We start from the raw sequence: 17851 nt of genomic DNA, 5'->3' as shown, positions 1-17851 counted from the left end.
CTCGTGGCGGACATCACACCGGGGCCGGGGAGAAAACGGTTACCATCCGAGCGTGCGCATCGTCATCGCCATGGACAAGTTCGCCGGAACGCTCAGCGCCCCGGAGGCCGTGCAAGCCGTCACCGACGGGTGGCACCGGACCCAACCCGGTGACGAGATCACCGGCGTCCCGATGTCCGACGGCGGTCCGGGCTTCCTGGACGCCCTGGCCGGGGCCTTCGCCGGGCGGCGGCGGTACGAGGAGCGGCTCGCGACGGTGACCGGCCCGCTGGGCACCGAGGTGACCGGGCGCTACCTGATCGAGCTGCGGGGCGGCGCGGCGGGCGGCACCGAGGTCTCCGGGCACCCGACCGCCTACATCGAGGTGGCCGAGGCCGCCGGGCTGCACCTGGTGCCGGCCGAGGAGCGCGACGCCAAGGCCGCGACCTCGTACGGCGTCGGCGAGCTGATCGCGGCGGCCCTGGACGACGGGGCCAGGCGCCTGGTGATCGGCCTGGGCGGCACCTGCACCACCGACGGCGGCGCCGGGATGCTGGCCGCCCTCGGCGCCGAGCCGGCCGAGGCGCTGCGGGCCGGCGGCGCGGCCCTGAAGCACCTGGAGACGCTGGACCTGGCCGAGCCGCGGCGCCGCCTCGAAGGCGTCGAGGTCGTCATCGCCAGCGACGTCGACAACCCGCTGCTGGGCCTGCGCGGCGCCGCGGCCGTGTTCGGCCCGCAGAAGGGCGCCACGCCGGACGACGTGCAGCGTCTCGACGCGGCCCTGACGCGCTTCGCCGAACTCGCCGGCGCCATCGGCCAGGAGCCCGGCGCGGTCCGCCGCACTCTGGACGCGCCCGGCGCGGGCGCGGGCGGCGGCCTGGGCTACGGCCTGCTGCTGCTCGGCGGGCACCGGGTCCCCGGCATCGGCACCGTCATCGCCGAGACCGGCCTGGCCGACGTGATCGCCGGCGCCGACCTGGTCATCACCGGCGAGGGCCGCTTCGACCACAGCTCCCTCGGCGGCAAGGTCCCCACCGGCGTCGCCGAAGCGGCGCTGCGGTCGGCCCGCCCCTGCATCGTGCTCGCCGGGCGCGTCGAGGTCGGCAAGCGCGAACTCGCCAACGCCGGCTTCGCCGCCGCCTACGAGGTCGCCGAACAAGCCGGATCGGCCGAGGAGGCCATGGCGCGGGCCGGGTTCCACCTGGCGGCGCTGGCCGAGCGTGTGGCGAAGAGCTGGTCGCACGCGTAGGCGGCGATGACGAAGAAGGGACCGTCGCCGAGTCGGCGGCGGTCCCCGGAGCACGGAGCGGGCAGCCCTACTTGACGGTGATCCACCCCGCGTAGAACACGCCGAGGCCCAGGCCGCAGAACAGCCCGCAGATGATCCAGAACCGCACCACCACGGTCACCTCGGCCCAGCCGACGAGCTCGAAGTGGTGGTGCAGCGGCGCCATCTTGAAGACGCGTTTGCCCCCGCTGATCTTGAAGTACGTCACCTGGATCACCACCGACAGGGTGATGATCACGAACAGGCCGCCCAGCACCGCCAGCAGCAGTTCGGTCTGGGAGCAGATCGCCAGGCCGGCCAGGGCGCCGCCGAGGGCCAGGGAGCCGGTGTCGCCCATGTAGATCTTCGCCGGAGAGGTGTTCCACCACAGGAAGCCGAAACAGGCGCCCATCACCGCCGCCGCGACGATCGCGAGATCGAGCGGGTCGCGGACCGGGTAGCAGCCGTGCACGCCGGCCAGCACCGCGCAGGACTCGCCGTGCTGCCACACGCCGATCAGCACGTAGGACGCGAACACCATGACGCAGGAGCCGGTGGCCAGGCCGTCCAGGCCGTCGGTCAGGTTCACGCCGTTGGAGGCGCCGGCGATCAGCAGGCCGGCCCAGATCACGAACAACACCGCGCCGAGGTCGATCGCCGAGATGTTGCGCACGAACGACAGGTGGGTGTCCGCGGGCTTGAAGCCCTGCGAGTTCGGGAAGTGCAGCGCCATCACCGCGAAAGCGATCGCCACGATCCACTGCCCGACCATCTTCGCCTTGGCCCGCAGGCCCAACGAGCGCTGGCGGAACACCTTCAGGAAGTCGTCGGTGAAGCCGACCACGCCCATGCCGGCCATCAGGAACAGCACCAGCAGCCCGGAGGCGGTGGGGGCGTGCATGGTGGCCAGCTTGGTGAAGCCGTAGCCGAGCAGGGTGGCCAGCACGATCACCACGCCGCCCATGGTCGGGGTGCCGCGCTTGGCCTGGTGCGTGGTGGGCCCGTCGTCGCGGATCGGCTGCCCGAAGCCGTAGCGCGCCAGGGTCTTGATCGCCATCGGCGTGCCGATGAGCGAGAAGAACAGCGCGATCCCCGCCGCGTACAGCACGCCCCGCATCTGCAGGCCGCTCTCCGAGCCGGCGTGCGGCACCACCGTGCCCCACGCGCCCACCCCGGCGTGGATCGCCGCGTACGTGCTCACCGGCCGCCACCTCCCGCATCGCGCGCCTGCGCGTCGCCGTCCCTGTGATCGCTGTGGATGTCCCCCGCGGTCGAACGTTCCAGGAGCGCGGCGGCGAGCTTCTCCAGCCCGACGAACCGCGACGCCTTCACCAGCACGACGTCGCCGGGGCGGGCCCCGGCACGCACGAACTCCAGCGCGGCGGCGGCGTCCGGCACCGTCACCGACTCCCCGTTGTACGACCCCTCCATGGACGCCCCACTGTGGATCGCGGTCGCCCCGGGCCCGACGGCGACGGTCCGGCTGATGTTCAGCCGCACCGCCAGCCGTCCCACGCCGTCGTGTTCGACGGCGGAGGCCTCGCCCAACTCGCCCATCTCGCCCAGCACCGCCCAGGAACGGGCGCCCGGACGGGAACGCGCCATCGTCGCCAGCGTCTTCAGCGCCGCGCGCATCGAGTCGGGGTTGGCGTTGTAGGCGTCGTTGACCACCGTGACGCCGTCGGCCGACTCGCGGATCTCCATGCGCCACTTGCTGTCCGGCTCGGCGGCCGACAGCACCGCGGCCACCTTCTCGCCGCTCAGGCCGAGTTCCAGCCCGGTCGCGGCGGCCGCCAGGGCGTTGGACACCTGGTGCTCGCCGACCAGGCGCAGCGCGACCGGGACCCGGTGCGGCCCCTCGCCGTCCCGGTACAGCAGGGTGAACGACGCCCGGCCGTCTTGGTCGACCCGGACGTCCTCGGCCCGCACGGCGGCGTCGGCGGCCTCGCCGAACAGCACGACGCGCGCCTTCGTCCGCGCGGCCATGGCCCGGACCCGCGGATCGTCGGCGTTCAGGATCGCGACGCCGTCCCGGTCCGGGTTGCAGTTCCCGGCCTCCGGCAGCGCCTCCACCAGCTCGCCCTTGGCCTCGGCGATGGCCTCGACCCCGCCGAACCGGCCGACGTGCGCGGTGCCCACGTTCAGGACCACCCCGACCCGCGGCGGCGCGATGGTCGTCAGGTACCGGATGTGCCCGCGCCCGGCGGCGCCCATCTCGGCGACCAGGTAGCGGGTGTCCTCATCGGTGCGCAGCACCGTGATCGGGAACCCGAGCTCGTTGTTGAAGCTGCCCTTCGGCGCCACGGTCGGGCCGAGTTCGGCGGCGAGGCGGCCGATCAGGTCCTTGGTGGTGGTCTTGCCGGCCGAGCCGGTCAGGCCGACGACGGTGGTGCGGGGCAGTCCGGCCAGGTGCGCGGTGGCCAGCGCGGCCAGGGCCCGCAGCAGGTCGCCGTCGTCGACGGTGACGGTCGGGACGCTCCCCCGGCCGGCCCACGGCCCCCGGTAGGCGGCGTCCGGCGCCGCGAGGACCGCGACCGCGCCCCGCGCCACGGCGGCCTCGACGAAGTCGGTGCCGTCAGCGGACTCGCCGGGGAACGCCACGAACAGCGCCCCGGGAACCGCGTCCCGCGAGTCGAACACCACGGGCCCGGGGACGGCGAGCGCTTCAGGCTCTGCTCCGTCCGGGCCGGGCGGACCGGTCACCGTGCCGCCCACGGTCTGCGCGATCCAGCCGAGTCGATGGGGGCTCACTGCTCGCCGTGGCCCTTCCCGGCCGCGGTTCCGGCCCCCACCCCGGCCGACGCCTCCAGCGCGGCCCGCAGCACCACCCGGTCGTCGAACGGCTTCTTCACTCCAGCGATCTCCTGCCCCTGTTCATGTCCCTTGCCGGCGACGATCAGCACGTCGCCGGGGCCGCTGGCGGCCACCGCGTAGGCGATCGCCGCGGCCCGGTCGGCGAGCACGCGGTAATTCTGCGCGGCTCCGGCCAGCTCGGCGTCGGCGCCCGCGGTGACGGCCGCGAGAATGTCGGCTGAACTCTCGGAGCGCGGGTTGTCGTCGGTGAACACGGCCTCGTCGGCGAGCCGCACCGCGGCGGCGCCCATCATCGGCCGCTTGCTCTTGTCGCGGTCCCCGCCGCAGCCCACGACCACGCGCAGCCGGCCGTGCCGGCGCTCGGCGACCGGGCGCAGCGCGGCCAGCGCGGTCTCGACCGCGTCCGGGGTGTGGGCGTAGTCCACGACCGCCAGGAACTCCTGGCCGGGGACCTGGACCCGCTCCATGCGGCCCGGGACGCCGTGCACGTCGCCGACGCCGGCGATCGCGGTCTCGAGGTCGATCCCGGAGACCGCCAGCAGCACGACGGCGGCCAGGGCGTTGGCGACGTTGAACCCGCCCGGCAGCCCGGCCACCGCCTTGTGCCGGCTCCCGTCCGGCGCCACCAGGGTGAACGTGGAGTCGTCGGCGCCGAGCTCGATGTCCTCGGCGGACCAGTCGGCCGGCTCGCCCTTGACGGAGAAGGTGTGCACCTCGACACCGTGGGCGCGGCAGCGCTCGGCGATCCGCCGGCCGTGTTCGTCGTCGACGTCCACGACCGCGCGCTTGGTGTACTCCGGGGTGAACAGCTTCGCCTTGGCCTCGAAGTAGTCCTCGAAGTCGGCGTGGAAGTCCAGATGGTCCTGGGTGAGGTTGAGGAACGCCGCCGCCTCGAAACGGATCCCGGCCGTGCGGCCGTAGGCCAGCGCGTGGCTGGAGACCTCCATCGAGACCGCGCCGACGCCCTTCTCCACGGCGGTCGCCAGGATCGCCTGCAGGTCCGGGGCCTCGGGCGTGGTGCGCACCGAGGGCACCACCTCGTCGCCGATGAGGATCTGCACGGTGCCGATGACGCCGGTCTTCCGGCCGGCCCGGCGCAGTCCCCCGTCGACGAGGTAGCTCGTGGTGGTCTTGCCGTTGGTGCCGGTGACCGCGAACATCGCCAGGTGTTCGGCGGGCTCGCCGTAGACGAACGCCGAGAGCCGCCCGGCCACACCGCGCACGTCCGCGACCACCAGGATCGGGGCGTCGAGACCGTCCAGCAGCGCCGCGCCCGCCGCGTCGGTGACCACGGCGACCGCCCCGGCCTCGACCGCGCCCGGGGCGAACTCGGCGCCGTGCCGCGTCCCGCCCGGCCAGGCCACGTAGACGTCCCCCGGCCGGATCCCCTGCGAATCGTGCGAGATGCCCGTGACCACCGCGTCTAATCCGGCCCGGACCGGCCCCTCGGCGCCGTCGGCCGTCGCCCCGATCAGCTCGGAGCATGCGCGGACGGTGTGCTGGGGAACGGAGTGCGGACGGGGCGTGGAGGTCATGGGTTCCCGATACGTCGTCGGATCGGCGGGGACGGTCAGTTGGGGCACGTGCCGAAGGCTACCGGTTCACGGTGCGCAGTCGTGCGTTCGGTGCGCCCGGAGGTGTTCGCGCCCCGGGCGGCCTCCAGCTTAAACACCTGGTGGCCGCACCGGGTGGCGAAGTGATGCGTAGCAGCGTCTAGGACGGTGTCAGCTAGTTAGCGGATCCGTACGTGGTGGGCAGGTTCGACGGCGGCGTGCCGGTGGGCGCGACGCCCCGGCTCTGCAGCGCGAAGGACATCACGCTGGTGAACACCGGGGCCGCGACCTGGCTGCCGAAGTGCTCGCCGACCGGCTTCTGCAGCGAGACCGCGACCACGATCTGCGGCTTGTCGGTCGGCGAGAAGCCGATGAACGAGGCGGTGTAGCCGTCGTACTTGCCGAGCTTGTCGTCGTAGCGGTTGGCGGTGCCGGTCTTGCCGGCGACGCGGTAGCCGGGGATCTGCGCCGTGGTCCCGGTGCCGTGCTCGTCGGTGGTGACCGCCTCCAGCATCTGGGCCACCTTGGTCGCGGTGTCCGCGCTGACCACCGGGGTCTGCTGCGGCGCCGGGGCCAGGGTGAACTTGCCGGAGGCGTCGGTCCAGCCCTGGATCAGAGTCGGGGCGATGCGCACCCCGCCGTTGGCGATGGTCTGGTACACCGAGGCGTCCTGGACCGCGGTGGCCGAGACACCCTGGCCGTACAGGACGGTGTAGCGCTCGGTGTCGGTCCACTTCTCCGGCGGGTCCAGCAGGCCGGCGGTCTCGCCGGGGAAGCCGATGCCGGTCTTCTGCCCGAACCCGAACAGGCGCTGGTACTCGGCGATGGTCCGGTCGCGGTCCAGACCGTGCGGCGCGAACAGGTCGGCGACCTCGATGGTGCCGATGTTGGAGGACTTCGCCAGCACACCGGTCATGGTCAGGCTCCACGGGCCGTGCGACACGTCGTCGTTCGCCGACCAGTGCCCGACCCGCTGCGGCGACGTGAACGGCGGCAGCTGGGTGCCGGGCTCGGCCACACCCTCCTGGATGGCCGCGGACATGGTGATCACCTTCGCCACCGAGCCGGGTTCGAAGGGCTCGGTGAAGGCCCGGTTGCCCAGGTTCGGGCTGTCAGCGGGGGTGATGTGCCGCGGGTCGAAGGTGGGGTAGTTGGACAGCGCCAGGATCTGGCCGGTCTTCACGTCCATCACCACCACGGTCCCGGACAGCGAGCCCGTCTTCTTCACCTGCTCGGACAGCGCCTGGTCGGCGGCCCACTGGATGTCCGGGTCGATGGTGGTCTTCACCGACTCGCCGTCCACGGCGGGCTTCAGGTTCACGCCGGCGGTCGGGATCTCGACGCCGGCCGCGGCCTGGAACGACTCCTGGCCGTCCTTGCCCGCCAGCCGGCTGTTCAGCATCTGCTCGATCCCGGCCTTGCCGGCCCCGTCGGCGTCGGTGAAGCCGACCAGGTTGGCGGCGAGTACGCCGCCGGGATAGGTGCGGCGGTCGTCGCGCGAGTTGGTGTAGACCCCGACGACGCTCTTCGGGTTGCCGGTGTTCGACACCGCCAGCTGCCGGATCTTCGCGCACGTGGCCGGCGAGGCCTTGCGGGCCAGGACGACGTACCGGGTGTCGGGCTTGGTCAGCGCCGTGCGCAGGGTCTCGGCGCTGGGCGCGCCGCCCTGCGCGTACTCGGGCGCGGCCGAGAACAGCCCGGCCAGTTTCGCGGCGAGCTCGTCGACGTCCTCGTGGTACTTGGCGATCAGGGTCGGGTCGGCGGTGACGTCGTAGGCCTCGACGGAGACCGCCAGCGGCGTGCCGTCGGCGGCCAGTATGGCGCCGCGGGAGGCGTGCAGGACGGCGGTGGCCTCGTGGCTGGTGTCGGCGGCCTTGGCGTAGCCCTTCTCGTCGACGGCCTGCAGCTGGAACAGTCGGCCGGCGAACAGGGAGAAGGTGAAGAGCAGACCGAACATGGTGATGCGCAGCCGGCGGCGCGGGGAACCCATGCGCAGCGTGGGCGTGCGCGGGCCCGGAGGACGCGGACGCGAGGGGGCCGCGGTGGGGGAAGAGGTGGCGGCCGGAGACGGGCGGGACGGGAGTCGACGCCCCGGCGGTTGGCGCGGGACGGCCGGCTTGCGCGGGCGACCGGTCCGGGGGTCGATCGGACGGCCGGGACGGTCGGCGCCTTCCGAGTGGTCGGAACGGCGGTCGGGCCGGTCGGGCCGGTCGGGCCGGTCGGGCCGGTCCGGGCGCTCTGGGCGGTCTTTGTCACTCATCGGCTGCTCCCCGTGGCGGATGGGTGGGTCGGTTCGGGCGGCGGAGGTGTCGTCGCCTGCGTCACCGGAGCCGTCGGCGTCGGCGTCGGAACCGCCGCGGCGGACGGCGACCCCAGCACCGAACCGTTCGGCGCCAGGAAGGCCGGATTGCCGTTCGGCACCATGCCCAGATCAGAAGCCTGCGACGCCAGCGCGCCGGCGCCGTTCAGCTGGGCCAGCGACTGCGAGATCTGCTGGGCCTCCTGGGTCAGCTTGGTCGCCGTCGCCTTCTGCTGCTTGATCGTGAACGCGCCCTTGTTCAGCTCAGTGTTGAGGAACAGCAGCGCCAGCATCCCGAGCAGCCCGAGCACCAGCAGCACCGCCACGAACGGCAGCAGCGAGGGCTTGCCCTTGCGCCCGGCCAGCACCACCAGCCGGGGCGACACCGCCTTGCCCCGCTCCCCGGACTCCGTCATCGGCTATCCCTCCCGCACCCGTTCGGCCGCCCGCAGCTTCGCCGAGGCGGCGCGCGGGTTCCGCTCGATCTCGGCGTCGGTCGGCGGCTCGGCGCCGCGGGTCAGCAGCTTGAACCGCGGCTGGTACGCCTCCGGCACCACCGGCAGCCCGGGCGGGGCCGCGGACTCCGAGGCCGCAGCGAAGACCCGCTTCACCAACCGGTCCTCCAGCGAGTGGTACGACAGCACGGCGATGCGGCCGCCGAGGCCGGTCGCGGCGACGGCGGCCGGCAGGGCCCGCTCCAGCACCGCCAGTTCGTCGTTCACCGCGATCCGCAGCGCCTGGAACGCCCGCTTGGCCGGGTGCCCTCCGGTGCGGCGGGTGGCGGCCGGGATCGCGTCCCGCACCAGTTCCGAAAGACGCGCCGTCGTGGTGAACGGTTCCCGCTCGCGCTCGGCGACGATCCGGTCGGCGATGCGGCGGGCGAACCGCTCCTCGCCGTAGTCCCGCAGGATCCTGGTGAGCTCGGCGGCCGAGTAGGTGTTCACGATGTCCGCCGCGGTCAGGCCGCGGGAGGAGTCCATGCGCATGTCGAGCGGGGCGTCGTAGCTGTAGGCGAAGCCGCGGTCGCGCAGGTCCAGCTGCAGGGAGGAGACCCCGAGGTCGAACAGCGTCCCGGACAGCGCCGGCACGCCGAGGTCGGCCAGCACCCGCGGGATCTCGTCGTAGACGGCATGCACCAGCGTCGCGCGCTCCCCGAACGGGGCCAGCCGCTTGCCCGACGCCTCCAGCGCCTGCGGGTCCCGGTCCAGGCCGATCAGCCGCACCTCGGGGAAACGCCGCAGGAACGCCTCGCTGTGGCCGCCGAGCCCCAGCGTCGCGTCGAGCACCACCGCGCCGGGCCGCTCCAGGGCCGGGCCGAGGATCTCGACGCAGCGTTCGAGCATGACCGGGATGTGGGTCGCGCTTGTCATGAGAGGTGGTTCCGCCTTCGATTCCGTGCCGTGCCGCGTCTTCCGGGCCCACCGTACCGAGCCCGGCCCCCCGGTCCGGCACGCCGCGCGCCTTCTGGTCCCCGCCCGTTCAAGGCCGGCGTGCGCGCCGGCTGGCACCGGGGAAGGTGCGCCAGTCGGACGAGCCGGTCGAGCGGGAGGAGGCCACAGGGCGCGCGGCGGGCGTCCGCGGGGACGCGGGGTGGTCGGCTACCGGATGCTCAGGACGCGGCCTCCGTTCCCGTCGCGGAGTACGCCGACTCCGCCTCGGCCAGGTAGTCGGCCCACGCCGCAGCGTCCCAGACCTCCAGCCGGGTGTCGGCGCCGATCACCACGCACTCCCGGGTCAGCCCCGCGTACTGGCGCAGCGGCGGCGGGATGACGATCCGGCCCTGCGCGTCCGGCGCGCAGTCGTAGGCACTGGCGAAGAACACCCGGTGGTAGTCCCGGGACGAGCGGCCTATGACCGCCTCCGGCGAGCCGGGCCGGTTGGCGCTGCGCATCTGCTCGGTGAGCTCGGCGAACCCGGCAGCGGTCCACACCGCCAGACAGCGTTCCTGCCCCTTGGTGACGACCAGCCCGGCGGCCAGTTCCTCGCGGAACCGCGCGGGCAGGATCAGCCGGCCCTTGTCGTCCAGGGAGGGCGTGTAGGTCCCGAGGAACACCCACGCCTCCTCTCCCTGCCCGCCGGGGGCGGCCGGCCGGCGTCCAGCCCCAGCTGGCGGGTCCGTAAAAAATCTGCGCATTGCGCGGTAGTCCGGATCGGACCGGTCCCGCTCCACTTCCCCCCACTGTACTCCACCAAACCTCACGGGCAACCCCAGAACGCCGAGTCTCAGCAGGTCACAGTGACCACGCGGGCCGATCGGGGATTGCCCCGAACGGGTTGTCGAACCGATCGGGACGCGGTGGTGTTGTGTAGAGAGGAACCCTCTCTCCGGCCGTGGTCCAGACCAGAGGGGCAACTATTTCGCCGGACCTCTTGCCCTAAGAGCCCCGGGGTGAGCGAAGATCTGAGGTGCACTGTGTTTTCTCGTGGGCGCATACGCCGCGAACAGGAGGAGAACAGGGCAGCCGGACGTGCAGACACGGACGGCGGGGGCCGGACGACCGCGGGGTGCTACCCGAGCGCCGTGGCCATGCGGGGCGGCCGCGCGAACACCGCGCGACCGAGCGAACAGTGGGAGGATCCTGTGACGGTCGGCAACAGCGAGCTGGGATACAGCGGGGACGCCGGCGCCCCGGGCGCCGCGGGTCTCGCGGCGCGCCCCGGGGCCGCGGTCGGCGGGGTGGACCTGGAACGCCTGGCCGACACCACGGGCCGGATCCGGGCCGCGGTGGAGACGGTCATCGAGGGCAAGCCCGAAGTCGTGAAGCTGGCGGTCACGGTGCTGCTCGCCGAGGGCCACCTGCTGCTCGAGGACGTGCCCGGCGTCGGCAAGACCATGCTGGCCAAGGCGCTGGCCAAGTCCATCGACTGCACCGTGCGGCGCATCCAGTTCACGCCGGACCTGCTGCCCTCGGACATCACCGGGGTGTCGATCTTCGACCAGCAGCGCAAGGAGTTCGAGTTCAAGCCGGGCGCGATCTTCGCCAACTTCGTGGTCGGCGACGAGATCAACCGGGCCTCGCCCAAGACCCAGTCGGCGCTGCTGGAGTCGATGGAGGAGCGGCAGGTGACGGTGGACGGCACCACGTTCCACCTGGAGGCGCCGTTCATGGTGGTGGCCACCCAGAACCCGATCGAGATGGAGGGCACCTACCCGCTGCCGGAGGCGCAGCGGGACCGGTTCATGGCCCGCATCTCGGTGGGCTACCCCTCCCCCGCGGCCGAGCTGCGGATGCTGGACACCCACGGCCAGGTCTCCCCGCTGGACGAGCTGCGCCCGGTGGCGGACGCCGCCGAGGTGGCGCGGCTGATCGAGGCGGTGCGGCGGATCCACGTCTCGGACGAGGTCCGGCGCTACGCGATCGACCTGGTGAACGCCTCCCGCAGCTCGCCGGAGCTGCGCCTGGGCGCCTCTCCCCGGGCCACGCTGCAGCTGGTCCGGGCGGCGCGCGCGACGGCGGCCATGGACGGCCGGGACTTCGTGCTCCCGGACGACGTGCAGCAGCTGGCGGTCTCGGTCCTGGCGCACCGGCTGCTGCCGACCGCCGAGACCCAGATCAGCCGCCGCACCACCGAGCAGGTGGTGGCCGGGCTCGTGAGCTCGGTCCCGGTGCCGAGCCTCGGCGGCGCGGCGCATCTGCGCCGCTAGCCGGTCCCACGGACCCACGACGAGGGCAGGAGGGCACCGGTGTCCGCCCAACAGAATCAGAACACGGAGAGCTCCGACGGCCGCGGCGGGCGGCTGGCCGGGCTGACCACCCGCGGCCGCTCGTTCCTGGCCGCCGGCCTGGCCGCGATGGCCTGCGGCATGCTGTTCGACTACAAGGTGCTGCTGCGGGTCGGCGCGATGCTGGCGATGCTGCCGCTGATCTCGATCATGGTGCTGGCGCGCACTCGCTACCGGGTGTCGTGCCGGCGCGCGCTGGAGCCGGCCCGGGTCGGGGTCGGCCAGGAGGCGCGCGTGCACCTGCGGCTGGAGAACGTCTCCCGGCTGCCCTCCGGCACGCTGCTGGTCGAGGACCGGGTGCCGTACGTGCTCGGCTCGCGGCCCAGGTTCGTGCTGAACAAGGTGGAGCCGCACGGCCGGCGCCGGGTGGTCTACCGGGTGCGCTCGGACGTGCGCGGCCGCTACCTGCTGGGGCCGCTGGCGCTGCGCCTGGCCGACCCGTTCGGCCTGGTGGAGCTGTCCCGCTCGTTCTCGGCGCAGCACGCGCTGACCGTGACCCCGCAGGTGCACCTGCTGCCGAACGCCCCGGTGGGGCAGGCCTGGAGCGGCCGCGGCGAGGGGCACGCGACCTCGGTGGCGGCCGCCGGTGAGGACGACATCGGCACCCGCGAGTACCGGCACGGCGACGACCTGCGGCGGGTGCACTGGCGCTCGACCGCGCGCACCGGCGAGCTGATGGTGCGGCGCGAGGAGCAGGTGTGGCAGAGCCGGGCGACGATCCTGCTGGACACCCGGGCCATCGCGCACCGCGGCGACGGCCCGGCCTCGTCCTTCGAGTGGGCGGTCTCGGCGGCCGCCTCGATCGCGATCCACATGGCCCGGCACGGCTACGCGGTGCGGCTGCTGACCGAGACCGGCCAGGCGGTGACCGCCGCCGCGCACGACTCCTCGGCGATCGGCCTGGACTTCGAGGGCATGCTGCTGGACGCGCTGGCCGTGGTGGAGATGAGCAACGCCGCCACCCTGTCCGGCGCCAACGCGATGCTGCGCCAGGGCGGCGGCGACAGCCTGGTGATCGCCGTCCTCGGCGATCTGAGCGGCGACGACGCCTCGGAGCTGGCGCGGGTGCGGCACTCCACGACCTCGGGCGTGGCGTTCGCGATGGACACCGCCTCCTGGCTCGGCGGGCGTCCGCTGGCCGCCGCGCAGGCCCGGTTCCAGGGCTCGGCGCAGGTGCTGCGGGTCGGCGGCTGGCGGGTGGTGGAGGTGGAGCCCGGCGACCGGGTGCCGGACCTGTGGGAGCAGGCGGCGCGGCGCGGGTCCGGGATGATCGGGACGGTCGGGACGGCCCGGGCCGCCGGTGCCGCCGAACCGGCCGCGACAGAACTGGGGGCGGCGCGATGACCGCCCGACGGGGTACGGGGACTGACACAGGGGGCATCCGATGACGGGCCGCGCGCGCATTGGCATCGCGGCGGCGGTCGCGCTGCTGCTCACCTCCGCCGGGCTGCTGCGGCTGCTGGCCCCGGGCACCTGGATCTGGCCCATCGTGCTGGCGGTGGCCGTCTCCACCGCGGCCGGCGAGCTGTTCCGCCGGCTGATCCGGCCGCGGCCGCTGGTCGTGGCCGCGCAGGCGGCGGTCGTGTTCTGGTACGCCATGGTGCTGCTGGCCCACGACGAGGCGTTCGGCGGCGTGCTGCCCACCTTGGCGGTGTTCCACAAGCTCGGGGACCTGTACTCGGCCGGCGCGCACGACATCCGCAACACCTACGTCGGCGGCGAGGCCACCACCGGCATCGCCGCGATCCTGCTGCTGTCGCTGAGCGCGCTGGCGGTGCTGGTGGACGCTCTGGCCGCGACCTACGCGGCCGCGCCGCTGGCCGGCCTGCCGCTGCTGGCGCTGTACCTGGTCCCGGCCACCCGCAGCGGCGGCGGCTACGACTGGTTCGCGTTCGGCCTGGCCGCCGCGGGCTACACGGCGCTGCTGTCGGCCGAGGGCCGGGACCGGCTGGGGCGCTGGGGGCGGCCGCTGGTGCACGCCGGCAGCCGCCGCACCGGGGCCGACGGGCGGCCGAGCCCGGCGGCCAAGGCCAAGGTCGACACCGGCCCGATCGCCGCCACCGGCCACCAGATCACCACGCTGGCCCTGGTGCTGGCGGTGCTGGCGCCGGTGCTCCTGCCCACGGTCAGCGGCGGCCTGTTCGGCATCGGCCCGAACAGCGGCGGGGGCGGCGGCCCGGGCGGCCACAAGAGCAGCGGCGGCCACTTCAGCCAGAAGCTGGACCTGCACGCGAACCTGAAGTCGACGTCCGACGAAGTGGTCCTGACCTACACGGCGAACAAGGCGACGTACCTGCGGTTCCAGACCGCCGACATCTTCCAGGCCAAGGTGAAGGGCGAGGCGTTCATCCCGAACGCGCAGGCGGGCCTGCGAGCCTTCGGTCCGAACGGGGAGATCTCCGGCTCGGTGCCGGGCTATCCCGCCGACGCGCCGGCGCCGAAGCTGATCAACGTCCACGTGACCATCAAGTCCCCGGTGGCCACGGAGGACCACAAGGGCGGCAACAACGCCCTGCCGCTGCCGTACCCGACTCAGTCGCTCCACCCGCCGGCGACCGGCTTCAACATCGACGAGGAGAGCCTGGCGGCCCTGGGCCCGGGCAGCATCGACGCGGGCCTGCAGTACGACGCCGTCGCCTACGACATGTCGCCGGACGCGCTGTCCCCGGCCGTCCTGGCCGCCGCCAAGATCCCCACCCGCGACGAGGTCGCGGCGCTCGGCATGACCCGGGACCTGGAGACCAGCGGCGTGCCCCAGGACGTCATCGACCTCGCCGCGACCGTCACCAAGGACAAGACCAACCCGGTCGACAAGGCGATCCTGATCCAGAACTACTTCCAGAAGGGCAACGGCTACACCTACAACCTGGACGTCCCGTCCGACAAGACCGGCGCCGAGGCCATGGACTACCTGCTGAAGTACAAGCAGGGCTACTGCCAGTACTACGCCGAGACGATGGTCGCCATGGCCCGCTCCCTGGGTATCCCGGCCCGCGTGGCGCTGGGCTTCACCCCCGGCGCGTCCCCCAAGGGCGACGGAACCTACGAGGTCCGGACGCACGACTACCACTCCTGGCCGGAGCTCTACTTCGACGGCATCGGCTGGCTCCGCTTCGAGCCGACGGTGGGCATCGACAACATCGCCCTCAGCGCCGGCCACGGCCGCGTCCCGCAGTACAACACGGTGGTGCCCAGCGCCACCTCGACGCCGACCACGGCGCCGACCACGTCCTCCTCCGCGAACGCGGGCGCCACGAACGACAACAACTGCCCGATCAACGTCCGCAAGGCCGGCGGCTGCAACGACACCTCCGACGGCACGGTGGCCGCGCCCAAGGAGAAGTTCAGCTGGCTCGGCTGGTTCGGCTCGGTCCCCCGCTTCCTGCAGTACTGGCTGTTCGGTGGCTCCGGCTACGCGATCGCCCTGCGCTTCATCCTGCTGGTCCTGCTCCTGCTGGCCTGCATCCCGATGGTGATGCGCAAGGTCCGCCGCCGCACCCGCGGCAAGGTGGCCTCCGGCCGCGCCACCTCCCGGCGCGGCGCCAAACGGGGCGCCGACAAGCCGGACCCCGAGGACGACGAGAAGCTCGACTGGCAGTCCGCCGACGCCCCGTCGTCGCGCCGCCCGGAATCCGACCCCGAACGCCTCCGGATCCTGGCGGCCTGGGCCGAACTCCGCGACAGCGCCACCGACCTGGGCTACTCCTGGCCCTCGTCGGAGACCCCCCGCCAGAGCGCCCGCCGCATCACCAAGCAGGCGCACCTGTCCCGCCCGGCCCAGGAGGCCATGGACCGCGTCACCGGCCTGGCCGAGCGCGCGAACTACGCCAGGACCCTCCGCCGCCCCAGCCTCGGCGGCGCGGCGCCGACGCGGAACCTGATGGACGACGTCAAGGTCATCCGCGCCGGGCTGGCCGAGCCGGTCTCGCGCCGCACGCGCCTGCGCGCCACGGTGCTGCCGCCGTCGGCGCTGGCCGCCTTGCGGGAACGCCGCGAGGACCTGACCGGCCGCGTGTACGAGCGGCTGCAGGGGACCGGGACGCAGCTGCGGTCCCGAATGTCCGGTGCGGGGACGCGGCCGGAGGGCCGGGCCGGCGAAGGGCGGAAGCCACGGCGGTGACCGCGGAACGCGGCGCGAAGGCCGGGCCCCCGCAGCGGAGCCCGGCCTTCGTCCTCCACGGTGAGGGCTCACGGGCCTTGAGAGCAAGACAGGCAAGAAAAACCGCTGGTTCGACGCTCGACGACGTCGGACCAGCGGTTTTCCGTCTCTCTGTCCCGGGGGGGCTGCGGGGCCTAGAGGTTCCCCTCGTCCCTGCGCCGCTGCCACCGTTCCTCGAACCGCCGCATCGTGGGCGCCCGCCCGGCCTTGCCGGCCGCGGCCCGGACCTTGCGCCGGGCCACCGGCACGATCTCGCCGGGGGCGGGGATCCGGCGCCAGCTCGCGTAGGCCAGCCAGGCGCAGCCCAGCATCACGACGAAGCCGGCGACGCTCAGCACGATCAGGGAGATGACCACGCCGGCCACCAGCATGCCGAGGCCGACCACGAACCCGGCCACAGCCAGGAGGGCACGGCGTCGGAACAGTGCGCGCAGGTCCGCTCCCTGCAGCGCGGAGGCGAACTTCGGGTCCTCCGCGTGCAGCGCGCGCTCCATCTGCTCCAGCAGGCGCTGCTCGTGTTCAGACAGCGGCACTTGGCGAATCCTCCCAGCGTCCACAGCCACACATAGGCGGTGACTGTTCTAAGAATAGGCAGACCCCGGGATCTATGAAAGCTCCCGCAGGACCGATCCGAAGACCCCTTCATCCGAACGATGCCCGCGTATGCGCTGGGCTACGCATGCGTTGATCTCCGCTTGGAGGTCCCTCTCTTACAAGAACGCTCCGTAGGGCGGAAAGGTTCGCCCCGAGGCGGGGAACGGCATTACCAAATCCTTGCCCAAACGCTCAGGGCGCGCTCGGGGAGGGGGCCGAGCGATGCTCGACCGCCCGCGTGGAATGCCTGCAAATGCGCCCAAACAGGCTCAAGTGACTCTCAAGAGCGACTCCGGGGACACCAGAGTCGGCAGAGACTCCTGGGACGGCCTCGGGCCGCCGCACTTGGTCGCTTCGGCCGGTCGCCCGAATCGCCCGCGCTATTCGTCCGCGCCGGCCGCACCGCCCGCGCCGCCCGCGCCGCCCTTGCGGGCCAGCAGGTGCAGCCGCCCCGCCACCGCCCGGAACTCCGGCCGGTCCGCGACCGCCGCCTCCAGGGCCGCCAGATCCGCCGCTCCGTGGGGTTCGGCGTCCACCAGCGCCCCCGGCACGAGGTCCGTGAACACCCGCACCCCGTGCACCGTCTCCACCGCCAGCCCCGCTCCGCGCAGCAGCACGGTGAGCTCGTCCTCGGAGAAGCGCGCGGCCAGCGGGTCCTGGGCCCCGAACCGCCCGCTGGGGTCGGACAGCGCCCGCCGCGCCTCGGCGAAGTGCCCGCCCAGTGCGCGGGCCACCACCGCGGCCGTCCGGTTGGCGGCCAGCACGCTGACCACACCGCCGGGCCGCAGCACCTCGGCGACCGCGCGCAGGCCCGCCGCCGGGTCGTCGGTCATCTCCAGCACGCCGTGGCACAGCACCAGGTCCACGCTGCCCGGCTCGACCTGCTCCAGCAGCCCGGCGAGGTCACCCTGTACGGCCCGCAGCGCCTCCTTCGGGACACCGGCCTCGGAGGCCCGGCGCTCCAGCGCGGCCAGGGCGTCCGGACTCGGGTCCACGACGGTCACCCGGTGGCCCAGCTCGGCCATCGGGACCGCGAAGCCGCCGGTGCCGCCGCCGACGTCCAGCACGTCGCGGGGGCCGTCGGCGTCGAGCACGGTGCGCAGCGCCGTCCACAGGACCGCGGTCCGGGCCTGCGCGCGCCGGGTGGCGGGGCTGGGGGCGGTGGCGCTGGCGGCGCTGTCGGCCATGGGCGGTGCACTCCTGCGGGTCGGCTGGCTGCCGGTCGGGCGGTCGAACGGCAGGCGGGCGGCGGTCGGTCGGCGGTCGGGCCGGTCGGGCCCCGGTCGGGCCCCGGTCCGTCGGCAGTCGGGCCCCGGTCGGGCGGCGGTCGAACACGACGGTGATCGGCGCTCGGAGCCAGCGTAGTGGACCGGATCGGCGGGGGCCGGAGTGTCTCGCGGGGCGCGGCGTGCAGCGCGGGGCGGAAGGCGGGACTGCGGCGTGCGGCGCGGGGGCGGAAGGC

The 17851-nt window shown here is 73.5% G+C and carries 13 protein-coding genes; 4 read left to right on the top strand and 9 right to left on the bottom strand.

What is annotated here, in order from left to right:
* Window positions 1–52: 52 nt before the first annotated feature.
* A complete protein-coding gene (locus tag ABD466_RS03085; RefSeq protein WP_344655344.1) occupies window positions 53–1228 on the top strand; it encodes a glycerate kinase family protein in 1176 nt (391 codons plus the stop codon).
* Window positions 1229–1295: 67 nt separating this feature from the next.
* On the opposite strand, the gene mraY is transcribed toward ABD466_RS03085, so the two are convergent.
* The 7 genes from mraY to mraZ all read right to left on the bottom strand — a co-directional run bounded on the left by mraY (window position 1296) and on the right by mraZ (window position 9965).
* A complete protein-coding gene (mraY, locus tag ABD466_RS03080; protein ID WP_344655464.1) occupies window positions 1296–2363 on the bottom strand; it encodes a phospho-N-acetylmuramoyl-pentapeptide-transferase in 1068 nt (355 codons plus the stop codon).
* Window positions 2364–2443: 80 nt separating this feature from the next.
* A complete protein-coding gene (locus tag ABD466_RS03075; protein ID WP_425558520.1) occupies window positions 2444–3997 on the bottom strand; it encodes a UDP-N-acetylmuramoyl-tripeptide--D-alanyl-D-alanine ligase in 1554 nt (517 codons plus the stop codon).
* Entirely contained in the window at window positions 3994–5643 is a 1650-nt protein-coding gene (locus ABD466_RS03070) for a UDP-N-acetylmuramoyl-L-alanyl-D-glutamate--2,6-diaminopimelate ligase (protein ID WP_344655343.1), read from the bottom strand. The genes ABD466_RS03075 and ABD466_RS03070 overlap by 4 nt, the downstream gene beginning before the upstream one ends.
* 145 nt (window positions 5644–5788) lie before the next feature.
* A complete protein-coding gene (locus ABD466_RS03065) occupies window positions 5789–7603 on the bottom strand; it encodes a peptidoglycan D,D-transpeptidase FtsI family protein (RefSeq protein WP_344655342.1) in 1815 nt (604 codons plus the stop codon).
* Between the two features lie 266 nt (window positions 7604–7869).
* On the bottom strand, window positions 7870–8328 hold the full coding sequence (gene ftsL, locus ABD466_RS03060) for a cell division protein FtsL (RefSeq protein WP_344655341.1): 459 nt from the start codon (window positions 8326–8328) through the stop codon (window positions 7870–7872).
* Window positions 8329–8331: 3 nt separating this feature from the next.
* Window positions 8332–9282 carry a 16S rRNA (cytosine(1402)-N(4))-methyltransferase RsmH gene (gene rsmH, locus ABD466_RS03055; protein ID WP_344655340.1) on the bottom strand — a complete coding sequence of 317 codons (951 nt, stop codon included), beginning with the start codon at window positions 9280–9282 and terminating at the stop codon, window positions 8332–8334.
* 239 nt (window positions 9283–9521) lie between these two features.
* Window positions 9522–9965, bottom strand: a complete 444-nt coding sequence (mraZ, locus tag ABD466_RS03050; protein ID WP_344655339.1) for a division/cell wall cluster transcriptional repressor MraZ — start codon at window positions 9963–9965, stop codon at window positions 9522–9524.
* 528 nt (window positions 9966–10493) lie between these two features.
* On the opposite strand from mraZ, the gene ABD466_RS03045 reads away from it, so the two are divergent.
* Genes ABD466_RS03045 through ABD466_RS03035 form a run of 3 tightly spaced genes read left to right on the top strand, consistent with a single transcriptional unit; the run spans window position 10494 to window position 15756 of the window.
* Entirely contained in the window at window positions 10494–11558 is a 1065-nt protein-coding gene (locus ABD466_RS03045) for an AAA family ATPase (protein WP_425558519.1), read from the top strand.
* A 39-nt stretch (window positions 11559–11597) separates the two neighbouring features.
* The gene (locus ABD466_RS03040) at window positions 11598–12980 is read left to right on the top strand and encodes a DUF58 domain-containing protein (RefSeq protein WP_344655338.1); all 1383 of its coding nucleotides are present in this window, start codon (window positions 11598–11600) and stop codon (window positions 12978–12980) included.
* Between the two features lie 40 nt (window positions 12981–13020).
* Entirely contained in the window at window positions 13021–15756 is a 2736-nt protein-coding gene (locus ABD466_RS03035) for a transglutaminase TgpA family protein (RefSeq protein ID WP_344655337.1), read from the top strand.
* A gap of 173 nt (window positions 15757–15929) precedes the next feature.
* On the opposite strand, the gene ABD466_RS03030 is transcribed toward ABD466_RS03035, so the two are convergent.
* Window positions 15930–16328 (bottom strand): DUF3040 domain-containing protein, encoded by a 399-nt coding sequence (locus ABD466_RS03030; protein ID WP_344655336.1) that lies wholly within the window; start codon window positions 16326–16328, stop codon window positions 15930–15932.
* A 441-nt stretch (window positions 16329–16769) separates the two neighbouring features.
* The gene (locus ABD466_RS03025) at window positions 16770–17576 is read right to left on the bottom strand and encodes a methyltransferase (RefSeq protein ID WP_344655335.1); all 807 of its coding nucleotides are present in this window, start codon (window positions 17574–17576) and stop codon (window positions 16770–16772) included.
* Window positions 17577–17851 lie beyond the last annotated feature (275 nt).

Origin of the sequence: Catenulispora subtropica (genome assembly GCF_039531675.1) — a bacterium.
GTDB lineage: Bacteria > Actinomycetota > Actinomycetes > Streptomycetales > Catenulisporaceae > Catenulispora > Catenulispora subtropica.
Note: the sequence above shows the minus strand (reverse complement) of the source record. Positions and strands in the feature narration are given on the sequence as shown.